General features: G+C 72.1%; 21 protein-coding genes and 2 pseudogenes. 8 read left to right on the forward strand and 15 right to left on the reverse strand.

All coding sequences use genetic code 11. The features are described from left to right. Positions 1–63 precede the first annotated feature (63 nt). Complete coding sequence (locus tag RBH18_RS25170) at positions 64–1,671, forward strand: phytoene desaturase family protein (RefSeq protein WP_306211996.1); 1,608 nt, start codon at positions 64–66, stop codon at positions 1,669–1,671. 487 nt (positions 1,672–2,158) lie between these two features. On the opposite strand, the gene RBH18_RS25175 is transcribed toward RBH18_RS25170, so the two are convergent. Then, positions 2,159–3,793 (reverse strand): Rieske 2Fe-2S domain-containing protein, encoded by a 1,635-nt coding sequence (locus RBH18_RS25175; protein WP_306211998.1) that lies wholly within the window; start codon positions 3,791–3,793, stop codon positions 2,159–2,161. A 130-nt stretch (positions 3,794–3,923) separates the two neighbouring features. Between RBH18_RS25175 and RBH18_RS25180 the strand changes: the two genes are divergently transcribed. After that, positions 3,924–4,151, forward strand: coding sequence for a DUF2631 domain-containing protein (locus RBH18_RS25180; protein WP_305782853.1), 228 nt, complete (start codon positions 3,924–3,926; stop codon positions 4,149–4,151). Between the two features lie 57 nt (positions 4,152–4,208). Here the strand turns inward: RBH18_RS25180 and RBH18_RS25185 are convergent, their stop codons facing one another. The 8 genes from RBH18_RS25185 to RBH18_RS25220 form a co-directional block, all read right to left on the reverse strand. Continuing rightward, positions 4,209–5,432, reverse strand: coding sequence for a DivIVA domain-containing protein (locus tag RBH18_RS25185; RefSeq protein ID WP_306212000.1), 1,224 nt, complete (start codon positions 5,430–5,432; stop codon positions 4,209–4,211). A 40-nt stretch (positions 5,433–5,472) separates the two neighbouring features. Further along, a complete protein-coding gene (gene rlmN, locus RBH18_RS25190; protein WP_306212002.1) occupies positions 5,473–6,651 on the reverse strand; it encodes a 23S rRNA (adenine(2503)-C(2))-methyltransferase RlmN in 1,179 nt (392 codons plus the stop codon). Positions 6,652–6,685: 34 nt separating this feature from the next. Then, positions 6,686–7,786, reverse strand: a complete 1,101-nt coding sequence (locus RBH18_RS25195) for a phosphatidate cytidylyltransferase (protein WP_306212004.1) — start codon at positions 7,784–7,786, stop codon at positions 6,686–6,688. Further along, complete coding sequence (frr, locus tag RBH18_RS25200) at positions 7,786–8,307, reverse strand: ribosome recycling factor (protein ID WP_306212046.1); 522 nt, start codon at positions 8,305–8,307, stop codon at positions 7,786–7,788. The genes RBH18_RS25195 and frr overlap by 1 nt, the downstream gene beginning before the upstream one ends. A gap of 79 nt (positions 8,308–8,386) precedes the next feature. Continuing rightward, a complete protein-coding gene (gene pyrH, locus RBH18_RS25205; RefSeq protein WP_306212006.1) occupies positions 8,387–9,151 on the reverse strand; it encodes a UMP kinase in 765 nt (254 codons plus the stop codon). A 103-nt stretch (positions 9,152–9,254) separates the two neighbouring features. Beyond that, the gene (gene tsf / locus RBH18_RS25210) at positions 9,255–10,085 is read right to left on the reverse strand and encodes a translation elongation factor Ts (protein WP_306212008.1); all 831 of its coding nucleotides are present in this window, start codon (positions 10,083–10,085) and stop codon (positions 9,255–9,257) included. A 72-nt stretch (positions 10,086–10,157) separates the two neighbouring features. Beyond that, entirely contained in the window at positions 10,158–11,036 is an 879-nt protein-coding gene (gene rpsB, locus RBH18_RS25215; RefSeq protein WP_306212011.1) for a 30S ribosomal protein S2, read from the reverse strand. A 292-nt stretch (positions 11,037–11,328) separates the two neighbouring features. Further along, positions 11,329–12,225 (reverse strand): hypothetical protein, encoded by an 897-nt coding sequence (locus tag RBH18_RS25220; RefSeq protein WP_306212013.1) that lies wholly within the window; start codon positions 12,223–12,225, stop codon positions 11,329–11,331. 146 nt (positions 12,226–12,371) lie between these two features. Between RBH18_RS25220 and RBH18_RS25225 the strand changes: the two genes are divergently transcribed. The 3 genes from RBH18_RS25225 to dprA all read left to right on the forward strand — a co-directional run bounded on the left by RBH18_RS25225 (position 12,372) and on the right by dprA (position 15,744). Further along, on the forward strand, positions 12,372–12,731 hold the full coding sequence (locus tag RBH18_RS25225; RefSeq protein ID WP_306212015.1) for a YraN family protein: 360 nt from the start codon (positions 12,372–12,374) through the stop codon (positions 12,729–12,731). A gap of 1 nt (position 12,732) precedes the next feature. Continuing rightward, positions 12,733–14,271: a YifB family Mg chelatase-like AAA ATPase gene (locus RBH18_RS25230; RefSeq protein ID WP_306212017.1), complete on the forward strand. Its 1,539-nt coding sequence runs from the start codon at positions 12,733–12,735 to the stop codon at positions 14,269–14,271. Positions 14,272–14,412: 141 nt separating this feature from the next. Continuing rightward, on the forward strand, positions 14,413–15,744 hold the full coding sequence (gene dprA, locus RBH18_RS25235; protein WP_306212019.1) for a DNA-processing protein DprA: 1,332 nt from the start codon (positions 14,413–14,415) through the stop codon (positions 15,742–15,744). Here the strand turns inward: dprA and RBH18_RS25240 are convergent, their stop codons facing one another. Beyond that, entirely contained in the window at positions 15,745–15,930 is a 186-nt protein-coding gene (locus RBH18_RS25240; protein WP_305783054.1) for a DNA-binding protein, read from the reverse strand. A 563-nt stretch (positions 15,931–16,493) separates the two neighbouring features. Here RBH18_RS25240 and RBH18_RS25245 point away from each other — a divergent pair. From RBH18_RS25245 to RBH18_RS25255, 3 genes are all read left to right on the forward strand, one after another. Beyond that, positions 16,494–16,949 carry a hypothetical protein gene (locus RBH18_RS25245; protein ID WP_306212021.1) on the forward strand — a complete coding sequence of 152 codons (456 nt, stop codon included), beginning with the start codon at positions 16,494–16,496 and terminating at the stop codon, positions 16,947–16,949. 924 nt (positions 16,950–17,873) lie between these two features. Next, entirely contained in the window at positions 17,874–18,794 is a 921-nt protein-coding gene (locus RBH18_RS25250) for a tyrosine recombinase XerC (protein WP_306212023.1), read from the forward strand. A 710-nt stretch (positions 18,795–19,504) separates the two neighbouring features. Beyond that, the gene (locus RBH18_RS25255) at positions 19,505–20,689 is read left to right on the forward strand and encodes an aminotransferase class V-fold PLP-dependent enzyme (protein WP_306212025.1); all 1,185 of its coding nucleotides are present in this window, start codon (positions 19,505–19,507) and stop codon (positions 20,687–20,689) included. A 93-nt stretch (positions 20,690–20,782) separates the two neighbouring features. Here the strand turns inward: RBH18_RS25255 and RBH18_RS44170 are convergent. The 5 genes and pseudogenes from RBH18_RS44170 to RBH18_RS25280 all read right to left on the reverse strand — a co-directional run. Further along, a pseudogene (locus RBH18_RS44170) lies at positions 20,783–21,223 on the reverse strand (peptidoglycan DD-metalloendopeptidase family protein); the annotation flags it as partial. Positions 21,224–21,295: 72 nt separating this feature from the next. Then, the gene (locus RBH18_RS25265) at positions 21,296–21,619 is read right to left on the reverse strand and encodes a DUF2469 domain-containing protein (protein WP_067505225.1); all 324 of its coding nucleotides are present in this window, start codon (positions 21,617–21,619) and stop codon (positions 21,296–21,298) included. Next, entirely contained in the window at positions 21,616–22,446 is an 831-nt protein-coding gene (locus RBH18_RS25270) for a ribonuclease HII (protein ID WP_306212035.1), read from the reverse strand. The genes RBH18_RS25265 and RBH18_RS25270 overlap by 4 nt, the downstream gene beginning before the upstream one ends. Beyond that, positions 22,446–22,898: an NUDIX hydrolase gene (locus RBH18_RS25275; protein WP_306212037.1), complete on the reverse strand. Its 453-nt coding sequence runs from the start codon at positions 22,896–22,898 to the stop codon at positions 22,446–22,448. The genes RBH18_RS25270 and RBH18_RS25275 overlap by 1 nt, the downstream gene beginning before the upstream one ends. 30 nt (positions 22,899–22,928) lie before the next feature. Further along, positions 22,929–23,022: pseudogene (locus tag RBH18_RS25280) on the reverse strand (signal peptidase I); the annotation flags it as partial.

The following is a 23,022-nucleotide window of genomic DNA, read 5'->3' on the forward strand; positions in this document are numbered from 1 at the left end:
CGTTGTCCACAGCCCGAAATGCCGGGATTGCATGGCGCCCGGGACGCGCTAGAGTCGGCCAGCATGAGCGCTCTGCCGTCGCGTGCTGACGTAGTGATCATCGGATCGGGCCACAACGGCCTGGTCTCCGCGGTGCTGCTCGCCCGCGCCGGCCTGTCCGTGGTCGTCCTGGAGGCCGCGGAGGTGCTGGGCGGCGCGACGCGCACCGAGCATCCGTTCGCCAAGGTGCCCGGGCTCGGCCAGTCCACGGGGTCCTACCTGCTCGGCCTCATGCCGCCCGAGCTGCTGCAGCTCCTCGACGTCGACATACCCGTGCTGCGTCGTGATCCGCATTACTTCGTGCCGACGCCCGGCGGCCCCGGCACGCCCTACCTGCTGTTCGGCTCCGACCACGCCGCCACCCGCGCCCAGATGGAGCGGTTCTTCTCGCCCCGGGACATCGCAGCCGACGACGCGCTGCAGGTCGAGATCGCCGCGCTCCGGGCCGACCTGGCGCCCGCGTGGCTGGCGGAGCCCGGTTCCGTCGAGGAGATCGCCGACCGGCACATCCGCCCGCAGCTGCAGAGCACGTTCGTCGATCTGGTGCGCGGATCCGTCGCCGACTACCTGGCCCGGTTCGGTTTCAAGAGCGAACTGCTGACCAGCATGTACGCGGTGACCGACGGACTCTCGGGCCTCAACGCCGGCCCCGACGACCCCGGCACGGGGCACAACTTCCTGGTCCACAACATGTGCCGCCTCCCCGGCGCCGACGGCACGTGGATGATCGCGGCGGGCGGCATGGGCACGGTGTCCGCGACGTTCGCCTCCGCAGCCCGCGCGGCCGGGGCGCAGATCCTCACCGGCGCATCCGTGTCAGGCATCACCGTCGACAACCGGACGGCGAGCGGCGTGGTCCTCGCCGACGGGCGCTCGATCGAGGCCCGCGTCGTCCTGGGCGCCTGCGATCCCTACCAGCTGATGTCCCTCGTCCCCGAGGGCGCGCTGCCGGCTGAGCTCGTCGATCGCATGGAGGCCGTGCGACGCCCCGGCACCACGCTCAAGCTCAACCTCGCGCTCACGGGCCTGCCCCGCTTCTCGTGCCTGCCGCAGGATGCGCCGTCCCCGTTCGGGTCGACCATCCACCTGCTGCCCGGCTCGGCGGGACTGGCCGGCACCACCGAGGGCGACTCCCCCATGGCCGCCCTCCGCGCGATGTGGGCCGACGTGCAGGCGGGCCGCCTCCCCGACGAGCCGACCATCGAGTGGTACCTCCACACCACCGTCGACCCGTCGCTGCAGGACGACGCCGGCCACCACTCGTCGGCGCTGTTCGTCCAGTCGGTCCCCTACGCCCCGGCCGGCACCACGTGGGACGAGGCACTCCCCGGCTACGTGACGAAGCTCCTGGAGATCTGCGACCGCTACGCCCCGGGCACCTCCGACCTGGTCGCCGACACCATGCCGCTCACCCCGCCCGGCATCGAGCGCCACTTCGGCATCACGGGCGGCCACATCCACCACGTCGACAACACGGTCGCCTTCGACGAGCGCATGCCCTACGCCACGGGCCTCGACGGCCTCTACGCCGGCTCCGCCGGAACCCACCCCGCCGGCAGCGTCATCGGCGCCGCCGGCCACAACGCCGCCCAGCGCATCCTCGCCGACCTGGGCCTCCCCGCCGCCCGCTGACAACGCCCAGGACGAGACGAAGCCCGGAAGGCGCCCCGGCGACGCGCCCGGAACGGCCCAAAACGACACGCCCAGCGACACAGCCAGCGAGAACGCGCTCGGGATGCTGCCCGGAAGGCGCCCCGGCGACGCGCCCGGAACGACCGAAACGACACGCCCACCAAGCCGGCGACGCGCCCGGAACGGCCGAAAACGACACGCCCACAGAGAACGCGCTCGGGATGCTGCAACGACACGCTCAGCAGCACGGCCAGCGACAACATGCTCGCGATCCCCGACGACATCTCCGCGAAGGAGAGCAGCCGACGGGTTGACCGGGAGCCGCTGACGGCGGGTGGGCGCAGCACGCGCTCGCGGGGGTGACCACTTACGCAGAATGAAGGGCCCGGGGATCCGTTCTCGGAGCGCCAGCTCCAGGATCCTCGGGCCCGGCCTCGGCGGGAGCGACGATCTGTACGCCCCACCCAGCTACGACATCAAAAAGCTCTTAAGCAGTGGTCTTCTCCGCACGGATCTTGTGACCCACGCTGGTGAGGCACCGCCCGCTCGGCAGGTCGAACTTCCACCCGTGCAGCTGGCACGTCAGCTGGTTGCCCTCCACGATGCCGAAGCGGCTCAGGTCCGCCTTCAGGTGCGGGCACCGCCGCTGCACGGTCCAGTCGCCCATGTGGATGTCCTCGGCGTCGACGGCCTTCTCGTGCTCGTCGTACCAGCCCTCGGCGTACTGGAGGCGCTCCTCGCTGAGGCACTTGAAGAACGCGTAGACGAACTCGTTGTACTGGCCGATGCGCGCAGCAGAGAAGCGGCAGCTCAGGAAGACCGAGTTCACCCAGTCGCCCTCGTTGATGAAGATCAGGTGCTCGATGAGCTCGCGCTGCATGCGGAAGCGGTAGCGCACCTTCTCGTCGGCGGCCGGGCGGACCTGCTTGTTCGGGAAGTCGACCAGGATCGACTCGACCGACTCGCCGTCATAGCTGACCAGGTCGAAGCGGACCGGGCCGCCGACGCCCTTGGCCATGTAGATCGACTCCTCGAGCAGCGGCTCGATGCGCTTCTTGAGCTCGCCGAGCACGTCGATCTCGGGGTGCCGCCACGACGCCTTCTCGGCGGCGATGATCGGCGCCTTGCGCTCGCGCATCTCCTCGAGGTGGGCCTTCTTGTTGGCGAAGAACTCGTCGACCGGCGTCGGGTGCGTCGTCTCGATCGACGTGCGGACGACCTCGGGGGCGCCGCCGACGGGCGGCTCGGTGCCGTCGTGGACCGGCACGCCGGTGATCGTCTCGGCGCCGGCCGGGTGCAGGGTCAGCTCCGAGACGCTGCCGGGGAGCAGGACGACGCCGTTGGTGCCGCCGACCTTGGCGTACTCGGTCAGGAAGACCGACTGGTCGGGGAAGATGTTGCCCTCGTCACCGTGGATGTCGTTGAACTGCCACAGCTCGTCGTCGAGGAAGCACGGCGGGCCGGCGATCGGGAAGACGTGGTCGGCCTTGAGGTCGTCGATGTAGCGCCACGTGCGGTCGAACTGGCGGTCGCGCTTCTGCTTGCCGAACGCGGTCTTCGCGGCGCTGGGCAGCTCGTAGACCATCGGGTACCAGATGGCGCCGGAGAACTGCAGCATGTGCGCGTGCACGTGGCCCAGCTCGGCGAAGCGGGACAGGTCCGACGGGCGGGCGTCGTTCTGGTTGAGCAGGCGGATGCCCTCGTGCTCGACCCACAGCGACGAGTCGCCGATCGGGCCGTCGGTGGGGCTGATCAGCGCCTGGATCATGATCTTCAGGCCGCCGTCGAGCTCGTGCACCTCGTCCGACTTCGTGCGCAGGAAGCTCGTGAAGCCCAGCTCACGCAGCTCGTCCTCGAGCTGACTGGTCGGATACTCCGGGAGGAGCACCGTCGCCTTCTTGTTGATCCAGCGCTTCAGGTGCTCGGCGTCGAAGTGGTCCCGGTGCAGGTGGGAGACGTAGAGGTAGTCGACGTCTCCCAGCGTCTCCCAGTCCAGCTGCGAGTTGTCCGGGAAGGGGAACCACGACGCGAAGAACGCCGGGTTGACCCACGGGTCGCAGAGAATGCTCCCCGCGCTCGTGTCGATCCGCATACTGGCGTGGCCAGTGCCCGTGATCCGCACCGTTCTGCTCCTGTCCCGCGGTGTTTCCGACGGCATCGAAGGTACAAGGTGAGGGGTGACAGCGTCCGGGGCGGGGGCGGCGTGCGACACTGAAGCCCTTGAGTGATCGTTCTTCCGGGAGGACCGAGTCGTGGCAGAAGAGCCGGTTTACGCACCTGACCAGCTCAAGCCGGGCAACCGCAAGAGCTGGCGGCGGGGCGCCATCATCTCGGCGGCCGTCCTGCTCCTGATGCTGTGGGGCAACCACGAGGGCAACACCGAGAACCTGTGGCTCATCCTGCTCGCGGCCGGCCTGCTCGTGGCCCTGCTCGCCGACATCGTGCTGCGTCGCAACGGCCTCAAGCCCAACGACCAATAAGCACCGGGTACGCGAAAAAGCCCGCTCCCTCGGCGAGAGAGCGGGCTTTCGCGTGTCTCAGCGGCGGCGGAGCAGGATGTCCTTCACCTCGCGCAGTGCGGCGTCCACCTCGGCCTCGAAGTAGCCGCCCGGCACCAGGCCGAACTGCAGCGTGTCCAGCTCGTTCTCCGGCACCGGCATCGGCCCGCGGCCCGTCATCGCCTGCAGGATGCTCTCGAAGAGCCGGTCGACCTGCATCGGGTCGTAGCCGCTGCCGAAGCGCCGCGGCTGGAACGTGCGGCGCAGCTGGTCCACGTGATAGACCTCGGGGCTGCCGCCGGGCCCGGGGCCGGGACCGGGCCCGCCACCCATCTGCGGGCCTCCGCCCATCTGCGGGGCGCCGCTCATCGGGGCGGGCCCGCCGAAGCCGCGTTCGGGCATGCGGATCTCGGCGGTCATGTCGGTCTTACCGTGCCGGCCGGGCTCGAACTGGTCGTAGCCACCCGTGTCGTAACCCTGCTGACCAGGCCCGCCGGGGCCGGGGCCGGCGGGGCCGGGGCGCTGGGGCGGCTGGCCGTAGCCCTGCTCCTCGTAGCGGCCGTAGGGGTCCGGCTGCTGCATCTGCGGCCGCGGCGGCATCTGCTGCGGCTGCAGGCGGTCTTCCTGGATGTACGGGTCGTGGCCGTAACGGTCGTCCCGCGGCGGGTACTGGTCGTCGCGGCCGCCGCCGTACTGCTGGCCGCCGCCCTGGGCGTACGGGTCCTCGCGGCCGTACTGCTGCTGGTCGCGGCCGTAGCGGTCGTCGGCGAACTGGTCGCGGACCGGGGCGGGGAGCCGCTCGGTCGGCGGGGCCACGGGCGGGCCGGAGCGGCCGAGGGCCTGGCTCATCCGGTCGGGGTTCATGCGCTCGGCCATGCCCCCGCGCGCCGGCGGCTCGGCCCGCATGGGCTCCGGACGCATCGGCTCGGGGCGCATGCCGTCGGGACGCATCGGCTCGGAGCGCATGGGCTCGGGGGTCCGCAGCGGCTCGGACATGCGAGCGTCGGCCACGCGGCCGCCCCGGTCCTCGAACTCGGCCAGTTGGCGCTCGACCCGGTCCAGGTGAAGGTCGACCTGCCACTCGTCGTAGCCGCCGAAGCGCACGCGGAAGACGACGTCGTGCACCTCCTGGGCCCCGACGGGCGGGCCCGACGACTCGCCGGCGAGGGTCGCCTCGACCCGGTCGAGAAAGGCGTCGACCTCGTCGACCTTGTAGCCGCGGCGCAGGGCGCGACGGCGGAAACGCTGCCCCTGACTCGTCACAACGTCTCCCAAATTCGCATCCGCTGGGACTCGAGCCCAGTCATCGTGCCACCTCCGCGTCGGCGGCGGGGCTTCCCGCATCCACCGTCGTCAGCTCACTCGCGGCCAGCTGGCCGCACGCACCGTCGATCTCGCGGCCCCGGGTGTCGCGGACCGTGGTGGCCACGCCGGCCTCGCGCAGCCGGCGGACGAACTCCCGCTCGACCGGCTTGGGGCTGGCGTCCCACTTGCTGCCCGGCGTGGGGTTGAGCGGGATCAGGTTCACATGCGCCAGCTTGCCGTGCAGCAGCCTGCCAAGCAGGTCGGCGCGCCAAGGCTGATCGTTTACGTCCCTGATCAGGGCGTATTCGATGGAGATCCGGCGACCGGTCTGCGCCGCGTAGTCGAACGCGGCATCGAGCACCTCGGCCACCTTCCAGCGCTGGTTGACGGGCACCAGTTCATCGCGCAGATCATCATCGGGGGCGTGCAGGGACAACGCAAGGGTCACCTGCAGCTCTTCGGCGATCAAACGGCGCATGGCGGGCACCAGACCCACGGTGGAGACGGTGATGTGCCGTTGTGAGAGGCCCAGACCCTCCGGCGCCGGGGCGGTGATGCGCCGCACAGCCTCGATCACGCGGGGGTAGTTGGCGAGCGGCTCGCCCATGCCCATGAACACGACCCGGGACAGCCGGGGCGGGGAGCCGGTGACCGCGCCGGAGGCGGCCACCGCGGCGAGATAGACGACCTGGTCGACGATCTCGGCGACGGACAGGTTGCGGGTGAGGCCGGCCTGGCCGGTGGCGCAGAACGGGCACGCCATGCCGCAGCCGGCCTGGCTCGACACGCACGCGGTGACCCGGTCGGGATAGCCCATCAGGACGCTCTCGACCATGGCGTTGTCGTGCAGGCGCCACAGCGTCTTGCGGGTCGCGCCGTCGTCGCAGGCCAGCTCGCGCTGCGGGGTGAGCAGCGTCGGGAACAGGTCGCCGGCGATCTGCTCACGGGCGGCGGCGGGCAGGTCGGTCATCGCCTCCGGGTCGCGCACCAGCCGCCCATAGTAGTGCGTGGAGAGCTGCTTGGCCCGGAAGGCGGGCATGCCGAGCTCGGTCACGGCCTGCTTGCGCCCGGCCAGATCGAGATCGGCGAAATGGCGCGGAGGCATGGCGGGGCGGCGGCGCGTGACAACCGCGTCGGGGGCGTCGGGGCTGGTCGGGATGACCGGAAGAATCGTCATGGCCTCTCCAGTCTCCCACGTCGGCTGCGCATGCCTACCCCGGCGGCGCGATGAGGGAGAGCAGCAGGTACGCCGCGGGGACAGCGAAGAGGATGGAATCGAGCCGATCCATCAGTCCGCCGTGCCCGGGCAGCAGGTTGCTCATGTCCTTGATCTTGATGTCGCGCTTCAGCATCGACTCGGCCAGATCGCCGAGTACGGCCACCACCGCGATCACCGCTCCGAACAGCGCACCCCACTGGAACGGCACGTCGAGCAGGAAGTGCAGCAGCAGCGCGCCGCCCAGCCCGGCGCCGACGACCGAGCCGCCGAAGCCCTCCCAGGACTTCTTGGGGCTGATCGTGGGGGCCATCGGGTGCTTGCCCAGGAAGACGCCGGCCGCGTAGCCACCTGTGTCGGAAAGCACGATCGCCAGCAGCGTGCACAGCACCCGCTGCGGGCCGTCGTCCGGCAGCACGAGCAGCACGCCGAAGCCGAGCAGGAACGGTACGTACACCGCGATGAGCGCCGCGGCGCCCAGGTCGCGCCGGAAACCGTCCTTGTGCTCGCTGAAGCGCCACACGAGGGCGGCCAGCAGCGTCGCGAGCAGGCCGAGCTGGAGGGCGTCCGCTCCCCCGTACCAGGCGAGGCCCGTCATCAGCACCGCGCCACCGAGGAGCGGGACCAGCGGCGGGCGCGGCCCGGCGACCCGCAGGGCGCGGACCATCTCCCAGACGCCGACGCCGGAGGCGAGGGCGATCACGCCGAGGAACGCGGGCTTCCACAGGAACAGGGAGGCGAAGACGACCAGCACCAGGCCGACGCCCACGCCGATGGCGGCGGGCAGGTTGCGGCCCGCCTTGCCGGCCGGCTTCGCGGGCGCGGGCTTGCCGTCGCGCCCGGCGCGCCGCTTGCCCGGGCCCCGGCGCACCGCCGCCTCGGCTGTCGTCAACTCCCACTCCGCCTGGGACGTCGAGGTCGCCGCGGTGGGGGCAGCCCACGCCGGCTCCGCGACAGGTGCTTCGACGTGTTCCACTTCGGCGGACCGGTCAAACCTCGCGGCCGGGCCGAAACCGTCCGGGCCGGAGGCGCCGGGAGATCCCGACGCCCGGCCGCCGGCTGAGGGGTGCCCGCCGCGGGGCTCGAGGTACGACATCAGACCTCGAGCAGCTCGGCTTCCTTGTGCTTGACCAGGTCGTCGACCACGGCGACGTACTTGGCGGTGGTGTCGTCGAGCTCCTTCTCGGCGCGGCGGCCGTCGTCCTCGCCGACCTCGCCGTCCTTGACCGAGCGGTCGATCTGCTCCTTGGCCTTGCGGCGCACGTTGCGGATCGCGACGCGGCCCTCCTCCGACTTGCTGCGCGCGAGCTTCACCATGTCGCGGCGCCGCTCCTCGGTCATCTGCGGCAGGTGGATGCGCAGCTGCGTACCCTCGTTGTTCGGGTTCACGCCGAGGTCGGAGTCGCGGATGGCCCGCTCGATCGCGCCGATCTGCGAGGCGTCGTAGGGCTTCACGATCACCATGCGCGGCTCGGGGATGCCGATCGACGCCATCTGCGGCACGGGGGTCGGGGCGCCGTAGTAGTCGACGACGATCTTGGAGAACATCGCCGGCGTGGCACGGCCCGTGCGGATCGCGGCGAACTCCTCCTTGGCGTGCTCGACCGCGCTCTCCATCTTCTCTTCGGCCTCGAAGAGGATCTCGTCGATCTCCACTCCGTCGCCTCCTTGCTTCTCAGGTCCCTTGGAAAGGACGTCACGCGGTGATCAAGGTGCCGATCTTCTCGCCACTGACGGCACGGACGATAGTGTCGTCGCCCTGGGCCCCGAAGACGAGCATCGGCAGACCGTTCTCCTCGCAGAGGCTGAACGCGGCCTGATCGGCGACGCGCAGGCCCTGCTGGAGCACGCCGGCGAAGGTGATGTGGTCGATCTTGCGGGCCCCCGGGTCGGTACGCGGGTCCGCGGTGTAGACGCCGTCGACGCCGTTCTTGCTCATCAGCACGAGGTCGGCGTGGATCTCGAGCGCGCGCTGGGCGGTGACGGTGTCGGTGGAGAAGTAGGGCATGCCGGCGCCGGCGCCGAAGATCACGACGCGGCCCTTCTCGAGGTGCCGGATGGCACGCAGCGGGATGTACGGCTCGGCGACCTGGGCCATCGTGATCGCGGTCTGCACCCGCGTCTCGATGCCCTCCTTCTCGAGGAAGTCCTGCAGGGCGAGGGCATTCATGACGGTGCCCAGCATGCCCATGTAGTCGGCCCGGTTGCGGTCCATGCCGCGCTTCTGCAGCTCGGCACCGCGGAAGAAGTTGCCGCCGCCGACGACCACGGCGACCTGCACGCCGCGCCGGGTGACCGTGGCGATCTGGCGCGCGAGACCCTGCACGACGTCGGGGTCGACGCCGACGCCACCGCCGCCGAAGACCTCGCCCGACAGCTTCAGGACGACTCGCCGGGGCCGTTCGGGCCGCTGGGCCGGAACACCCTCGGCCGAGGCAGTCTGCTCGGTCACCATCGTCATGCGGACCCCGCCTTCTCCAACGCTACTTCCGAGACCTTATGTGACGGGGAGGCCGGGCGCCTGTCCAGCACCCGACCTCCCGCGCAGTGCGTGAGGGCCTGGATTACTCCTGGCCGACCTCGAACCGGACGAAGCGCGTGACCTCGATGCCGGCCTCGGTGGCGACCTGCTTCACCGTCTTCTTGTTGTCGGTGACCGACGGCTGCTCCAGCAGGACGAAGTCCTTGAAGAAGGAGTTGACCCGGCCCTCGACGATCTTCGGCAGCGCCTGCTCCGGCTTGCCCTCCTCGCGGGCGGTCTCCTCGGCGATGCGGCGCTCGTTGGCGACCGTCTCGGCGGGGACCTCCTCACGGGTGAGGAACTTCGGCCGCATGGCGGCGATCTGCATGCCCACGGCGCGGGCGTCGTCCTCGCCGGCCTCGTCGTCCTTGCCCGCGTACTCCACGAGGACGCCGACCTGCGGCGGCAGGTCCTGCGCCTTGCGGTGCAGGTAGACCGCGACGTTGCCCTCGACCTCGGCGAACCGGTTGACCACGATCTTCTCGCCGATCTTGGCCGAGAACTCCTGGATCACGTCGGCGACGGCGGTGCCGTCCTCCAGCGAGGAGGCGAGCAGCGCGGCGGCGTCGGCGAAGTGGTTCTTCGCGCCGTGCTCGACCAGCGTCTGGCCCAGCGCCACGAAGTCGGGCGTCTTGGCGACGAAGTCGGTCTCGCAGTTGAGCTCGAGCAGCGCCTTGCCGGAGTGGCTGACGATGCCGTTGGCCGCGGTGCGGCCGGCCCGCTTGCCGACGTCCTTCGCACCCTTGATGCGCAGGAACTCGACGGCCTTGTCGAAGTCGCCGTCCGACTCGTCGAGGGCCTTCTTGCAGTCCATCATGCCGGCGCCGGTGAGGTCGCGGAGCTTCTTCACGTCCGCGGCGGTGTAGTTGGCCATGACTCTCTCTGATCCTTAAGAAGTCTTGATCTGGGGGCCGGCCGCCTCGCGGCGGCCGGCTTCCGGCAGGACTTACTCCGCGGCGGTCGCGACCGGCTCGGCGGCGGCGGGCACCTCGGGGGCGGCCGCAACGGCGGCGGGCTCGCCGTCGGCGGCCTTCTTCTCGGCGCCCTCGTAGAGGTCGCGCTCCCACTCGGGCAGCGGCTCGCCGGCGGCGACCGTCTGCTCGGGCTTGGCGTCCGCGTCGCCCCGGTTACGGCCGGAACGCGAGATCAGGCCCTCGGCGACGGCGGCGGCGACGACCTTGGTCAGCAGCTCGGCCGAGCGGATCGCGTCGTCGTTGCCCGGGATCGGGAAGTCGACCTCGTCGGGGTCGCAGTTGGTGTCGAGCACCGCGATGACGGGGATGCCCAGCTTGCGGGCCTCGTCGACGGCGATGTGCTCCTTCTTGGTGTCCACGACCCAGATCGCCGACGGCGTCTTGGTCATGTCACGCAGACCACCGAGGGTCTTGGTGAGCTTGATCTTCTCGCGCGAGAGCTGCAGGGTCTCCTTCTTGGTGTACCCGGTGGCGGTGCCACTCAGGTCACCCAGGGCCTCGAGCTCCTTCATGCGCTGCAGCCGCTTGTAGACCGTCTGGAAGTTGGTCAGCATGCCACCCAGCCAGCGGTGGTTCACGTACGGCTGGCCCACGCGGGTCGCCTGCTCGGCGATCGCCTCCTGCGCCTGCTTCTTGGTGCCGACGAAGAGGATCGAGCCGCCCTCGGCGACGGTGTCGCGGACGAAGCTGTACGCCTTCTCGATGTAGTCGAGGGTCTGGCGCAGGTCGATGATGTAGATACCGTTGCGCTCGGTGAAGATGAAGCGCTTCATCTTCGGGTTCCAGCGCCGGGTCTGGTGCCCGAAGTGGACACCGCTCTCCAGCAGCTGGCGCATGGTCACGACGGCCATGGTGAATTGCTCCCTGTCATCCCTGGTTGTCACGCTCACCGGCGGTGGGCGTCCTGGCGCCCGGTCGCCGGCCCAGGGTGGACCCGAGATGATCAGGACCAGGGAGGGCCGCCGCCGCAGGGCCCGATCGACGATCGGGGAACCGTGCAGAGGGCGCGCGAGGTCGACCGCGCTGGGCGGTCGCCGGGGACAAGCATACGCCGTCGGCCGGGTGGCTCGCTTCCGGGCGGGACGTGGGCCCGGTTACGACCTTTTCCCGTACGGATATCCGCTCCGCGCCGCGTTCCCGCGCTCAGGCCACGCCCAGCCCGGCGGCCAGCAGCAGCATCAGGCCCACCGGCAGGTACGCGACCGGGGGCCGCAGCCACGCGTCCCGCCCGCCGGCCTTTCCTCCGGCGGCGAGCGAGGCGAGGCCGGTGCCCGTGAGCGGCAGGCCGAGGACGAGCAGCACCGCCGGGACGACGCCCCGGGCGGTCGGATCGTCCACGAAAGTCGCTTGGACCAGAAGGAGGACAGCCGGGACAAGGAGGACGACGGTGGCGGCGGCGAACAAAACGGTGGAAAGCGGTCGGCGGGAGTTGTAGACGGCTTCGGGCGCACCGGTGGGGCGGTTGACTGCCAGCGGGACCATGCTCGTCGGGTCGTTGTATCCGGCCGCCGGCTCGACCGGCGCGGTGGTGGCCGCCGGGGCGGGCGCCGTCGTCGACGTGGCCGGGGATGTGTACGCCGGGGTGGCTCCGGACGGCGGCGTGTACGCCGTCGTGGTCGCGTAGGCGGACGGCGGGGTGTACGCCGGCGTGGTCGCGGGCGGCGGGGTGTAGGCCGCCGGGGCGGGTGGTGCGTTGTAGGCCGGCGGGGCGGGTGGTGCGTTGTAGGCCGGCGGGGCGGGCGTGCTGCCGGCCGGGCGCACCGCCGGATACTCGGGCCCGCGTACCGGGACGCGCAGGACGCCGGAGTCGGCCGGGGACGTCGCATGGCTTCCGGTCGATGTCACCGGATCGGGCGACGGGTACGCCGCCGGCCGCTGCTCCGGCAACCGGAAGGCGCCGCTGGGCCGCTCGTGCACGCCGGAGTCCCACGAGCTGCCGCCCGGCGCCGGAGCCGCGTGCGAGCCGGTCGTCTCGGGAGTGGTGCGCCCCGCATACCAGCTCGGCTCCGGGTCCTCGGCATACCGGCGATGTCCGTCCACGAATCAGCACCGTAGGTTACTTCCGCACGTCATGCCACCGCTCAAAGCTACTCGCCCCGCCCGGGCGACCCGGGCGTCATCCACAATCGGGCTCTGTCCACAGGGCGCCCGCCGTCCGGGGCGCCGATCGGCAATCGTCTGCGGCCATGACGAACGAGAGACAGGCGGTCGGTGCGTACGGTGAGCGCCTCGCCGAGCGCCACCTGTGCGAGCAGGGGCTGGTCGTGCTCGACCGCAACTGGCGGTGCCCCGACGGCGAGATCGACCTGATCCTGCGCGACGGCGACGACCTGGTGTTCTGCGAGGTCAAGACCCGGCGCGGCGACACCTTCGGCAGCCCCGCGGAGGCGATCGTCCCCGCCAAGGTGGGCCGCCTGCGCCGGCTGGCCGCCCGCTGGCTCACCGAGCACCCGGTGCGCCCGGGCGGCGTGCGGTTCGACGTCGTGGCGGTGCTCCCCCAACGCCGCGGAGCCGCCCGGATCGAGCACGTGCGATCGGCCTTCTGAGATGAGCTACGCCCGGGTCCTGTGCGTCGGCCTCGTCGGGGTGACCGGTCACCTGGTCGAGGTCGAGGCAGACCTGTCCCAGGGTCTGCCCGCCGTCGTCCTGACCGGGCTGCCCGACACCGCCCTGCACGAGGCCCGCGACCGGGTCCGCGCGGCGATTCTCAACTCGGGCGAGGCGTGGCCCAACCGGCGCATCACCGTCAACCTGCTCCCGGCGATGCTGCCCAAGCACGGCAGCGCGTTCGACCTCAGCATCGCCGTGGCGATGCTGGCCGGTGCGGGTGAGCTGCCGCTGAAGCAGCTCGAGGATGTCGTCTTCCTCGGCGAGCTGGGCCTCGACGGGGCGGTCCGGTCCGTGCGCGGCGTCCTGCCCATGGTCGCGGCCGCCGCCGATGCCGGGATCCGCCGCTTCGTGGTGCCCCGGGAAAATGCCCGCGAGGCAGCCGTCGTTCCCGGCGTCTCGGTCGGCGCCGTGGACACGCTGCGCCGCCTCATCGGCTTCCTCCGCGGCCAGGACACCCTGCTCGTGCCGCCACCCGAGCGGACCCCGGCCCCGCCCCAGGGCCCCGACCTCGCCGACGTCGCCGGTCAGGAGCTCGGCCGGCGCGCCCTGGAGGTCGCGGCGGCCGGCGGCCATCACCTTGCCCTCATCGGCCCGCCCGGCGCCGGCAAGACCATGCTCGCGGAGCGGCTCCCCTCGCTCCTGCCCGAGCTGGACGACGCCGCCGCCCTGGAGGTCACTGCTCTGCAGTCCATTGCCGGCGTGCTGCCGCCGGAGGGCTTCCTCGTCCGGCGGCCGCCCTTCGAGGCGCCGCACCACAGCGCGAGCCTCTCCGCCCTCGTCGGCGGCGGCCCCGGCCTCGCCCGGCCGGGCGCGCTGTCCCTCGCCCATCGGGGCGTTCTCTTCCTCGACGAGGCGCCCGAGTTCTCGCCGCGCACGCTGCAGGCCCTGCGCCAGCCGCTGGAGAGCGGCCGGGTGATCCTGGCCCGCTCCCGCGGCAGCACCGAATACCCCGCCCGGGTGCAGCTCGTGCTCGCCGCCAATCCGTGCCCGTGCGCGAGCCCGGCCGGCGATCAGTACTGCCAGTGCTCGCCCGTCGCCCGCCGCCGCTACCTGGGCAAGCTCAGCGGTCCCCTGCTGGACCGCATCGACATCCACATCAAGCTCGCCTCCCTCGGCGCCGCCCAGCTGCTGACCGCGACCGCCCCGGCCGAGTCGTCCGCGGCCGTGGCCGACCGGGTGGCCAAGGCCCGGGCGGCCGCCGCCGCGCGTTGGTCAGCCGAGGGCTGGCAGGTCAATGCCGATGTCCCCGGCCCCCGGCTGCGGCGCCCGCCGTGGCGGCTCAGCTCCGCGACCACCGCGGGTCTCCAGCGCGGCCTGGAGAGCGGCGCGCTGTCGGCGCGCGGCTTCGACCGCGTGCTGCGCCTGGCGTGGACGATCGCGGACCTCGACGGACGAGACACCCCCACCAGCCTCGACGTGGCCGAGGCCGCCCAACTCCGAATGGGAGACGCCCATGACCGGCAGATCCGCCCCTGACCGCCTTCGCTCGGCCGTCGAGCAATTGCTCACCGACCTCGCGGACCACGACGTCGGCATCCGCCTCGAGGACGGCCATGGCTCCAGCATTCGCAGGCCGGGGCCGCCGCCGGAGCCCAAGAAGCCGTCGGGTCGTGCGGCATGAGCGCGGAGGACGACGACCGGCTGGCCCGGGTCGCGCTGACGTGGCTCGTGGAGCCGGGGCACCGGACGGTCTGGGAGCTGGTCCAGCAGCAGGGTGCGGCGGCGACGCTCGCCGAGATCCTGGCCGGGCGGTTCGCGACCCCGTCGCTGGGCAATCTCGTGGCGGCCCGGGCCGGGAAGGGCGATCCGGTCCGGATGGCGGAGCTGGCGCTCAGGCACACCCGCCGGCTGGGGGCTCGGGTGGTGGTGCCCGGCGACCAAGAATGGCCCGGCAGGGTCGAGTCCTTGGCCACGCTGGAGTTCGGGCGGCGGGACAGGGTCCACCGCGACGTACGCCCGCCGCTCTGCATCTGGGTCCGCGGCGAGCACCCGCTCGGGGCGGCGCTGGAGCGGTCGGTGTCCGTGGTCGGCGCGCGGGCGGCTACTTCGTACGGGCTGCACGTGACGATGGACATCGCCTTCGGCCTCGCCGAACAGGGCTGGACAGTGGTCTCGGGCGGCGCCATGGGCATCGACGCGACGGCGCACCGGGCGGCGCTGGGCGCGGGCGGGCTCACGATCGCTGTGCTCGCTTGTGGAGTCGACCGGCCGTACCCGGTGAGCAACACGGCCCTGTTCGAGCAGATCGCCGAGACGGGCCTGCTGATGAGCGAGTGGCCGCCGGGCTCGGACCCGTTGCGCCACCGCTTCCTGATCCGCAACCGCGTCATCGCCGCCGCCACGGCAGGCACGGTCCTCGTCGAGGCGGCCGCCCGCAGCGGCGCGGTCCAGACGATGGGCCGCGTCCTGGCCCTCAACCGCCCGGCGCTGGTCGTCCCCGGCCCGGTCACGTCGGCGATGTCCGTGGGCTGCCACGAGCTCCTCCGCACCTGCCCGGGCACGCGCGTCGTCACCAACGCCGCCCAGGTGCTGGACGAGGTGGGCCGCATCGGCGAGTACTACGCCGAGCCGGCCCGGGCCCTCAGCCACGCCCGGGACGAGCTCGACGAGGAGAGCGCGCTCGTGCTGGAGGCCGTGCCGGACCACGGCACGGCGGGACCGGAGGAGCTAGCCGCGCGAGCCGGGGTTCGGCTGCGCACGGTCCTGCAGCGACTGACCCTGCTGGAGATCAAGGGCTTGGTCGTACGCCGCGACAACGGCTTCGCCCTCACGAGAGCCGCGCGGGCTTCCGTCTCCCGCACGGCTCCTCTTCCGTCGAACGCGCCATCTCCACCGGCCGCGATTCCCTCACCGGCGGCGCTTTTCTCCGTGCCCGAACTTTCGGTGGGCACGCAGAAATCGCCGCCGGACCGGAAGGAACTGCCCGCGGCGCCGGAGGAGCAGGGGTGATCAGTCGTCGGATTCGTCGACGTCCCGGCGATGGACCTTCATCCACGCCTCGACGTCCTCGGTCAGCCAGACCTTGCCCTGCGCGAGGTCCGCCACCGGTTCGGGGAAGTCGGCCCGGCTGGTGATCTGGTAAGCCCGCTGTCGGCTCACCCCGCCGAGCCGGACCCGGATCTCGTGTGCGCCCATGAGTCGGATTGCTTTAGCCACATGATCGACCGTAGGCGTATGACTATTGGTCATGGGTCAACTCGGTGAAAGACAGCTAGCTTTACGTCAACTAATGTCGTCGCATGACTACCCCGTACGACCAGGGAGCCGATCCCCCCATGCACCGCAATCACCCCACCCATAAACGAGACTGGCGCGCCCTTTGGCTGCTCTGCGTCTGCGGCCTTCCGGCCCCGTGTCCCCATTCCACCAAAGGCACCCGCCACCCCGGCAATCCCTCCTCTCGACGACCCGCTCCCGACACTTCCCCGAAGCCGGTCGACGGCTTCCCTCCGGCTCCGGCTTCCGGCGCCGAGCCACCCGCGTCCGGGCAGATGCAAAGCTCCACGCCGTCCATTCCACCAGCGTCAAACCAGGCACGTTCCCACTCCCCCCGCGACGAGCGCCCTGAAGCCTCCCCGCCCAGCCCAGAGGGGGTGCCACCGGCCACACCGACGATCTCCGGCCACCCTCTCCCGACCCGGCCGCCCGAGCCCCCGGCCGGGAAGCGGCCGCGCCCGGGGACCTTCCCGCACGGCACGATGCCGACCTTCTCGCCGGGCACCGACGAGCCTTACGCGCTGCCACCCGCCCCCGACCCGCCCACGGCCCTGCGGCCCCCTTCGCCGCCGTCCGGCTCCGGCCCCTCGACGATGACCACCTTGACGTTCGCCCCGGAGCCCCCGCCGCAGTCCACCGTCTACAGCCCCACCGCGGTCCTGACCCGCCCGCCCCGCGGCAAGCCCCACCCCCGCACCACCAAGCCCGCCAGCCCGCCCCGGCCGCACCGCCCCACGGAGTTCCTCGCCGCCGTCCAGGCTCTGCACACCTTCCCCGCCTCCATCGCCGACGCCCTCCGCGCCGACCAACCCCCGCACCCGGCACCCAGACCGAAGTGCCACTCCCGCCCGCAGTCCCCGACCTCGGACCCGCCCGGCGTAAGCCTGCCGCCACCTCCCGACATCGAGCCCCAGCCGTCCTCACCCGACGAGGCCTGAGTGGGCCCCCTGCCAGGCCAATACCGATAGCAACTGAAGACCACGCACAGCGCCCGCCGTCCCAGCGGCAAAGACACTCAGAATCGGGAGGCCGCCATGGCCAGACACACGAACGACCGGCGATCACCGCCCGCCCACCTCGGCGTCCCACCGCTGTGGAAGTGCTCGGCCTGCCACCTGCCCTGGCCCTGCGACCAGGCGAAAGCCCAACTGCTGGCCGAGTACCAGCGAGCCCCGTCGAGCCTGACGGTCTACATGCACGGCCGGCTCACCGAGGCATGGGACGACCTCGCCACAGCAGACGGATCGGCGCCCGCAGACCTGTGGTCCCGCTTCGTCTCCTGGACCCGACCCCCACCGGCCGACTCAGACGCCCTCCCACCGGCCGACTTCGGAACGCCGCCCCCGCCCGGATCCGCCCCCTCGCCCACTTCCGGCCGCCCTCGGCCCCGGCAGCCCGCCCCGTCATGGCCGGACTCGCCCTGCTCCCAGCAGCCGCCCTCCCACCGAACCGCATGGCCGAGGCCTCCCGGATTCACCCGAACGGTCCGGGAGCTGACGATGTGCACAGGCAGCCGGGGATAGACGCCAAGGAGCAAGGACGGCGCCGCTAGTCCTCCGGGCACCAGCCGGCCTCCCGTCCAGACGCTGACCAGCGCCGGCACGGGTGACCAGTGCGGATGACTCACGGAACTGCGCAGGTGGTCAGCGCCAAGCGCGGTGCGGATGGACGCGGACGCGGACGCGGGCGCGGAGTCGGCGGCAAGTACGGGCGCGGATGGCGAGCCCGGGCGCGGAGGCGGGGGCGAGCGCGGGCGGCCGGTGTCGGAGCCGGGCTGCCAATGGCCGGTGGCCGGTGGTGGGCAGCGATGGCGGGTGGCCGGCGGTGGGCAGCGATGGCGGGTGGCGGGTGATGATGGGGGTATGGGAAGCACTCGCGCGGCGCATGAGGGGTTGCCAGCGGCCATGCGTCAGGCTGTGGACGACTTTGGGGTGCATCTGTCGCGGGTGGAGAACAGGTCCGTGCACACCGTGCGGGCTTATGTCGGCGATGTGGTGTCGCTGCTTGAGTATGCCGCCGGGGCCGGGTGTGCGAGCCCGGCGGACCTGGACATCGCCGTGCTGCGGGGGTGGCTGGCGCGGCGGATGGCGGAGGGGGCCGCGCGGACTTCGCAGGCTCGGCGGGCGGCGGCGGCTCGGACGTTCACGGGGTGGGCGCATCGGGCCGGGCTCTGCGCGTCCGATGCGGGGGCGCAGCTGGCCAGCCCCAAGGCGCACCGGGACCTGCCGTCGGTGCTACGGGCCGAGCAGGCGGCCGAGCTGGTCGTGACGACGGCCGATCCGCACGGGGTACGCGACCGCGCCATCCTCGAGCTGCTCTACGCGACCGGCATCCGGGTGAGCGAGCTGTGCGGCCTCGACACGGCCGACGTGGACGAGGCGCGGCGCGTGGTTCGTGTGCTCGGCAAGGGCGCCAAGGAGCGGGCCGTGCCCTACGGGGTGCCGGCCCAGCGGGCCCTCGACGACTGGCTGCGCCACGGCCGCCCGCAGATGGCCCAGCCCGCGAGCGGGGACGCGCTCTTCCTCGGGGCGCGAGGCGGCCGCCTGCAGCAGACAGTGGTGCGCCGGGTCGTCGCCGCGGCGGCCCAGGCGGCGGGGCTGCCGCACACCAGCCCGCACGACCTGCGCCACTCGGCCGCCACGCACCTGCTCGACGGCGGCGCCGACCTGCGCGCGGTGCAGGAACTGCTCGGGCACTCGTCGCTGTCGAGCACACAGATCTACACCCACGTCTCCACCGAACGCCTCCGCGCCGCCTTCAACCAGGCCCACCCCCGCGCCTGACCGCCACCCCGCTCCAGCTCCGACCGCCATTCCTATCCAGCCCGCCCCGATCCCGACCGCCACCCCGGTCCAGCCCCGCCCCGATCCCGACCGCCATTTCTGTCCGGCCCGCCCGCCGCGTGAGAAGCAGCCCGACGAAGCACATTCGGCGGGTCCGAGCAGCGCATCCTCCGAGCAGCGCATCCCGAACCAGGGACACCAGCCAGGACTGAGTCCGAGGCGACGGTCGGGCAGAGGCCGAGACGAAGGACCGGCAAAGGCCGAGACCCACGGCGGGCGAAGAGCGGAGCACAGCGCGAGGCGAGGAGCGGGGGCACAGTGCAAGGCGAAGAGCGGAGCACTAGGCGAGGCGAAAAGCGGAGCACAGGGCAAGGCGAGGGGCGGAGCACAGGGCGAGGCGAGAAGCGAGCACAAGGCGAGGCGAGGGGCGGAGGCACAGTGCGCTGGTGGCCCCGGCGGCGGAGGCAAGGACAGCCCCGGCGTGTCCACCACAGTCAGCTCGAAGGCGAAAGCGGAGCACAAGGCGAGGCGAGGAGTGGCGCACCGGGCGGAACAGCGCGGCGGAGCCGGAAGCAGGACGAGGGCAGGGCGGACGGCGACGCGCAGCGAACGGCTTCGAGGCGCGGGACGAGGGCTACGAATGTCCGGAGCCGGCGCGGAGGAGGGACAAGACCCGGATTCCGGCCTGCCGCGTGCCGTACGATCGCAGCGTGAGCGCCGGTGACCCGCCCCCGCCCCTTCCCGGAGCTCGGCTCCTTTTCTCGCTCGATCCCGGCACCGCCTATCTGAACCACGGCTCCTTCGGCGCGGTCCCGATCAGCGTGCAGCGGGCCCAGCAGCGGCTGCGGGACGAGACCGAGCGCAACCCCATGACCTTCTTCGAGCCGCCGGGGCTCATGGACCGGATCGTCCACACGCGACGGCACATCGCCCAGTTTCTCGGGGCTGATCCGGAGGGCAGCGCGCTCGTGCCCAACGCGACGGCCGGGGTGTCGCTCGTGCTGCAGTCGGTGCGGATCGGCCCCGGCGACGAGGTGCTGCTGACCGATCACGGGTACGGCGCCAACGAGCTCGCCGCCAAGCGCCAGTGCCGCCGGTCCGGGGCCACCGCGCGTACGGTCGCCCTGCCCCTGCAGGCCTCGGACGCCGAACTGGTCTCCCGCGTCCGCAACGCCCTGCGCCCCGGCAAGACCAAGCTGGTGATCGTGGACCAGCTCACCTCGCCGACCGCGCGCGCGCTGCCCGTGGCGCAGATCGTGGCGGCGGCGCGGGAGCACGAAATCCCGGTGCTGGTGGACGCGGCGCACGTGCCGGGCATGCTGCCGGTCGAGGTGGACCGGATCGGGGCGGATTTCTGGGTCGGCAACCTGCACAAGTGGGCCTATGCCCCGCGGGGCACCGCGCTCCTCGCCGTGGCGGCACCGTGGCGCCGGCGCATCGAGCCGCTGGTCGTGTCGTGGGAGCAGGAGGCCGGCTTCCCGCTCAGCGTCGAGTATCAGGGCACGCTGGACTTCACGGCGTGGCTCGCCGCTCCCACGGGACTCTTCACGATGCGCACGCTGGGCCTCGATGCCGTGCGGAGCCACAACGCGGCGCTGGCCGCCTACGGGCAGAGGGTCGTCGGCGCCGCCCTGGGCCTGGACCCCGCCGAGCTGCCGGACCCGGGCGCCCCCGAGGCCGCCATGCGGATCGTGCCGCTGCCCGGCGGTGTCGCGACGACGAAGCCGGAAGCCCACGCCCTGCGGGGACGCATCGCCGACAAGCTGGCGACCGAGGTGGCCCTCAACTCGTGGGGCGGCCGCGGCTGGCTGCGGCTGAGCGCCCAGGTCTACAACCGCCCCGACGAGTACGACCGCCTCGCCGAGCGCCTCCCCGCCCTCCTCAAGGACGGGTAGCAGCCGCACCGGCCCGGCCCCGAGCAGCGTCAACGGGTCGAGATAGCCGGCACCGTGCCGCAGCCCCCAGTGCAGACACGCCGCCACGGGGCATCCCGCGTGCCCGCCCACCAGCGTGCCCAGCCGGCCGCCGGGATCGACCGGGTCGCCCGGGTGCACCAGCGGGTCGACCGGCTCGTACGTCGTCCGCAGCCCCGAGTCGTGCTGGACGCTCACCACGCCCCGCCCGGCCACCCGACCGGCGAAGGCCACGGTGCCCGCGCCGGCGGATCGCACGACCGCGCCCGGCACCGACGCAAGATCCACCCCGCGATGCCCCGCCAGCCACGGCGCAGGCGGCGCCTCGAACCGCCGCGTCACCGAAGCCGGCTCCACAGGCCAGCCGAAAGCCGGCTCAAAGCGCCGCGTCCCTGACGCCGGCTCCACGGGCCGGCCGAAAGCCGGCTCGGCGAGCCGCGTCACCGACACCGACACCGGTTGCAGGGGCCACCCGAGGGTGAGGACGAGAGACAAGAACCAGACCATGCCGCGCATCCTGCGCCGAACCAAAAAAGATCGCCGCTGCCCCTGTGGACAACGGCGATCTGTGGACAACCGAAGAAACCGTCAGCCCCCGAAGCCGGGCTCGTCCGGCAGCGAGATGTCCGGCTTCTCCAGCTCCTCGACGTTCACGTCCTTGAACGTCATCACCCGCACGTTCTTGACGAAGCGCGCCGGCCTGTACATGTCCCAGACCCATGCGTCGTGCATCTCGACCTCGAAGTACACCTCGCCGTCGGAGTTGCGCACGTGCAGATCCACCTGGTTGGCCAGGTAGAAGCGGCGCTCCGTCTCCACCACGTAGGAGAACTGGCGGACGATGTCGCGGTACTCCCGGTAGAGCTGCAGCTCCATCTCGGTCTCGTACTTCTCGAGATCCTCTGCGCTCATCGCTTCTCGCCCTCCATGGCCTCATCTTCCCCCACCGGCACCGGCGGCCGAGGCTCCTCGCCGGACGCCACGCCGACGGTACCCCCACTGTCCGGCCACAGCATCAGCGGCTCGGCGGAAGACGCGGCCGAAGATGAAGTGGCGGAAACCGGACGACGCGCCCGGGGCGGCACATTTCCCCGCCCGGAGGCGGCAGCCACGTTGACGTACGAGAACCGGTGCTCCGCGCACGGCCCGTGCCGCGTGAGCGCCGCGCTGTGCTCCTCGGTGATGTACCCCTTGTGCACCGCGAAGCCGTAGTCCGGGAAGCGCCCGTCCAGCTCGACCATCAGCCTGTCCCGGGTGACCTTGGCGAGCACACTGGCCGCCGCGACACACGCCGCGACCCGGTCGCCCTTCCACACCGCCAGCCCCGGGGCGCCGAGGCCGTCGACCGGGAAGCCGTCGGTCAGCACGTACTCCGGGCGGGTGCGCAGCGACGCGAGCGCCCGGCGCATCGCGGCGAGGTTGCAGACGTGCAGGCCGCGGGCGTCCACCTCGGTGGCCGGGACGATCACGACCGACCAGGTGAGCGCCCGGGCGACCACCTCGTCGTAGACCCGCTCCCGGGCGGCCGGGGTGAGCAGCTTGGAGTCGGCCAGCCCGGGGATCTCGCCCCGCTTGCCCTCCGGCAGGATCACCGCGCCGGCGACGAGCGGGCCGGCGCAGGCACCGCGGCCGGCCTCGTCGGCGCCGGCGACGTGGCGGAAGCCACGCCGCTGCAGCGCCCGCTCCAGCGCGTAGAGCCCGCCCTCGCGGCGGACGACGGTGCGGGGCGGAGCGAGCATCAGCTCGTCACCGCACGCGTCAGGAGCGAGGCCAGGCCGACCGGGAAGATCTGCTCGTCGGAGGCGGCCAGCGCCTCGGCGGACCACCACCGGTGATCGGTGATCGTCTGCCGCTCGGCCTCGTCGAACCCGGACGTGTCGACCGCCCAGCTGTCGACCCGGTGCAGGAAGAACTCCTGGGTCTGCCGATAGTCCCGGCCGTCGTAGCTGAACTCGGTCACCTCGTCGTGCACGGGCGATCCCAGCGCGGCCGGGTCGACCCGCAGGCCGGTCTCCTCGAACAACTCGCGCGCCGCGCCCTGGGCGGGCGTCTCCCCGGCGTCGAGACCGCCGCCGGGGGTGAACCACCAGAGCTGGTCGGGACGGGCCGGATCACCGCCGTGCAACAGCAGCACGCGGTCCGCCGCATCGACCAGGAGCACGCGAGCGGCCCGTCGTTCGATGTGTGTCACGTACGCCAGCCTATTGCGCGGAAGTCGATCTTATTTCGCGGCGTCGGGGATGCTGTCGAAGCCGTCCGGCACCGGCAGCCACGTCGCCCGATTGACCGGCCAGAAGACCGTGAAGGCCCGGCCC

The organism is Actinoplanes oryzae (assembly GCF_030757795.1).
GTDB lineage: Bacteria > Actinomycetota > Actinomycetes > Mycobacteriales > Micromonosporaceae > Actinoplanes.

Bases quoted from the DNA above. Each gene is read 5' to 3' on its own strand.
- RBH18_RS25170 (WP_306211996.1), top strand. From the start codon at position 64: ATGAGCGCTCTGCCGTCGCGTGCTGACGTAGTGATCATCGGATCGGGC.
- rlmN (WP_306212002.1), bottom strand. From the start codon at position 6,651: ATGACGATTCTTCCGGTCATCCCGACCAGCCCCGACGCCCCCGACGCG.
- RBH18_RS25195 (WP_306212004.1), bottom strand. From the start codon at position 7,786: ATGTCGTACCTCGAGCCCCGCGGCGGGCACCCCTCAGCCGGCGGCCGG.
- frr (WP_306212046.1), bottom strand. From the start codon at position 8,307: ATGGAGAGCGCGGTCGAGCACGCCAAGGAGGAGTTCGCCGCGATCCGC.
- pyrH (WP_306212006.1), bottom strand. From the start codon at position 9,151: ATGACGATGGTGACCGAGCAGACTGCCTCGGCCGAGGGTGTTCCGGCC.
- tsf (WP_306212008.1), bottom strand. From the start codon at position 10,085: ATGGCCAACTACACCGCCGCGGACGTGAAGAAGCTCCGCGACCTCACC.
- rpsB (WP_306212011.1), bottom strand. From the start codon at position 11,036: ATGGCCGTCGTGACCATGCGCCAGCTGCTGGAGAGCGGTGTCCACTTC.
- RBH18_RS25225 (WP_306212015.1), top strand. From the start codon at position 12,372: ATGACGAACGAGAGACAGGCGGTCGGTGCGTACGGTGAGCGCCTCGCC.
- RBH18_RS25230 (WP_306212017.1), top strand. From the start codon at position 12,733: ATGAGCTACGCCCGGGTCCTGTGCGTCGGCCTCGTCGGGGTGACCGGT.
- dprA (WP_306212019.1), top strand. From the start codon at position 14,413: ATGAGCGCGGAGGACGACGACCGGCTGGCCCGGGTCGCGCTGACGTGG.
- RBH18_RS25240 (WP_305783054.1), bottom strand. From the start codon at position 15,930: ATGGGCGCACACGAGATCCGGGTCCGGCTCGGCGGGGTGAGCCGACAG.
- RBH18_RS25245 (WP_306212021.1), top strand. From the start codon at position 16,494: ATGCCGACCTTCTCGCCGGGCACCGACGAGCCTTACGCGCTGCCACCC.
- RBH18_RS25250 (WP_306212023.1), top strand. From the start codon at position 17,874: ATGGGAAGCACTCGCGCGGCGCATGAGGGGTTGCCAGCGGCCATGCGT.
- RBH18_RS25265 (WP_067505225.1), bottom strand. From the start codon at position 21,619: ATGAGCGCAGAGGATCTCGAGAAGTACGAGACCGAGATGGAGCTGCAG.
- RBH18_RS25270 (WP_306212035.1), bottom strand. From the start codon at position 22,446: ATGCTCGCTCCGCCCCGCACCGTCGTCCGCCGCGAGGGCGGGCTCTAC.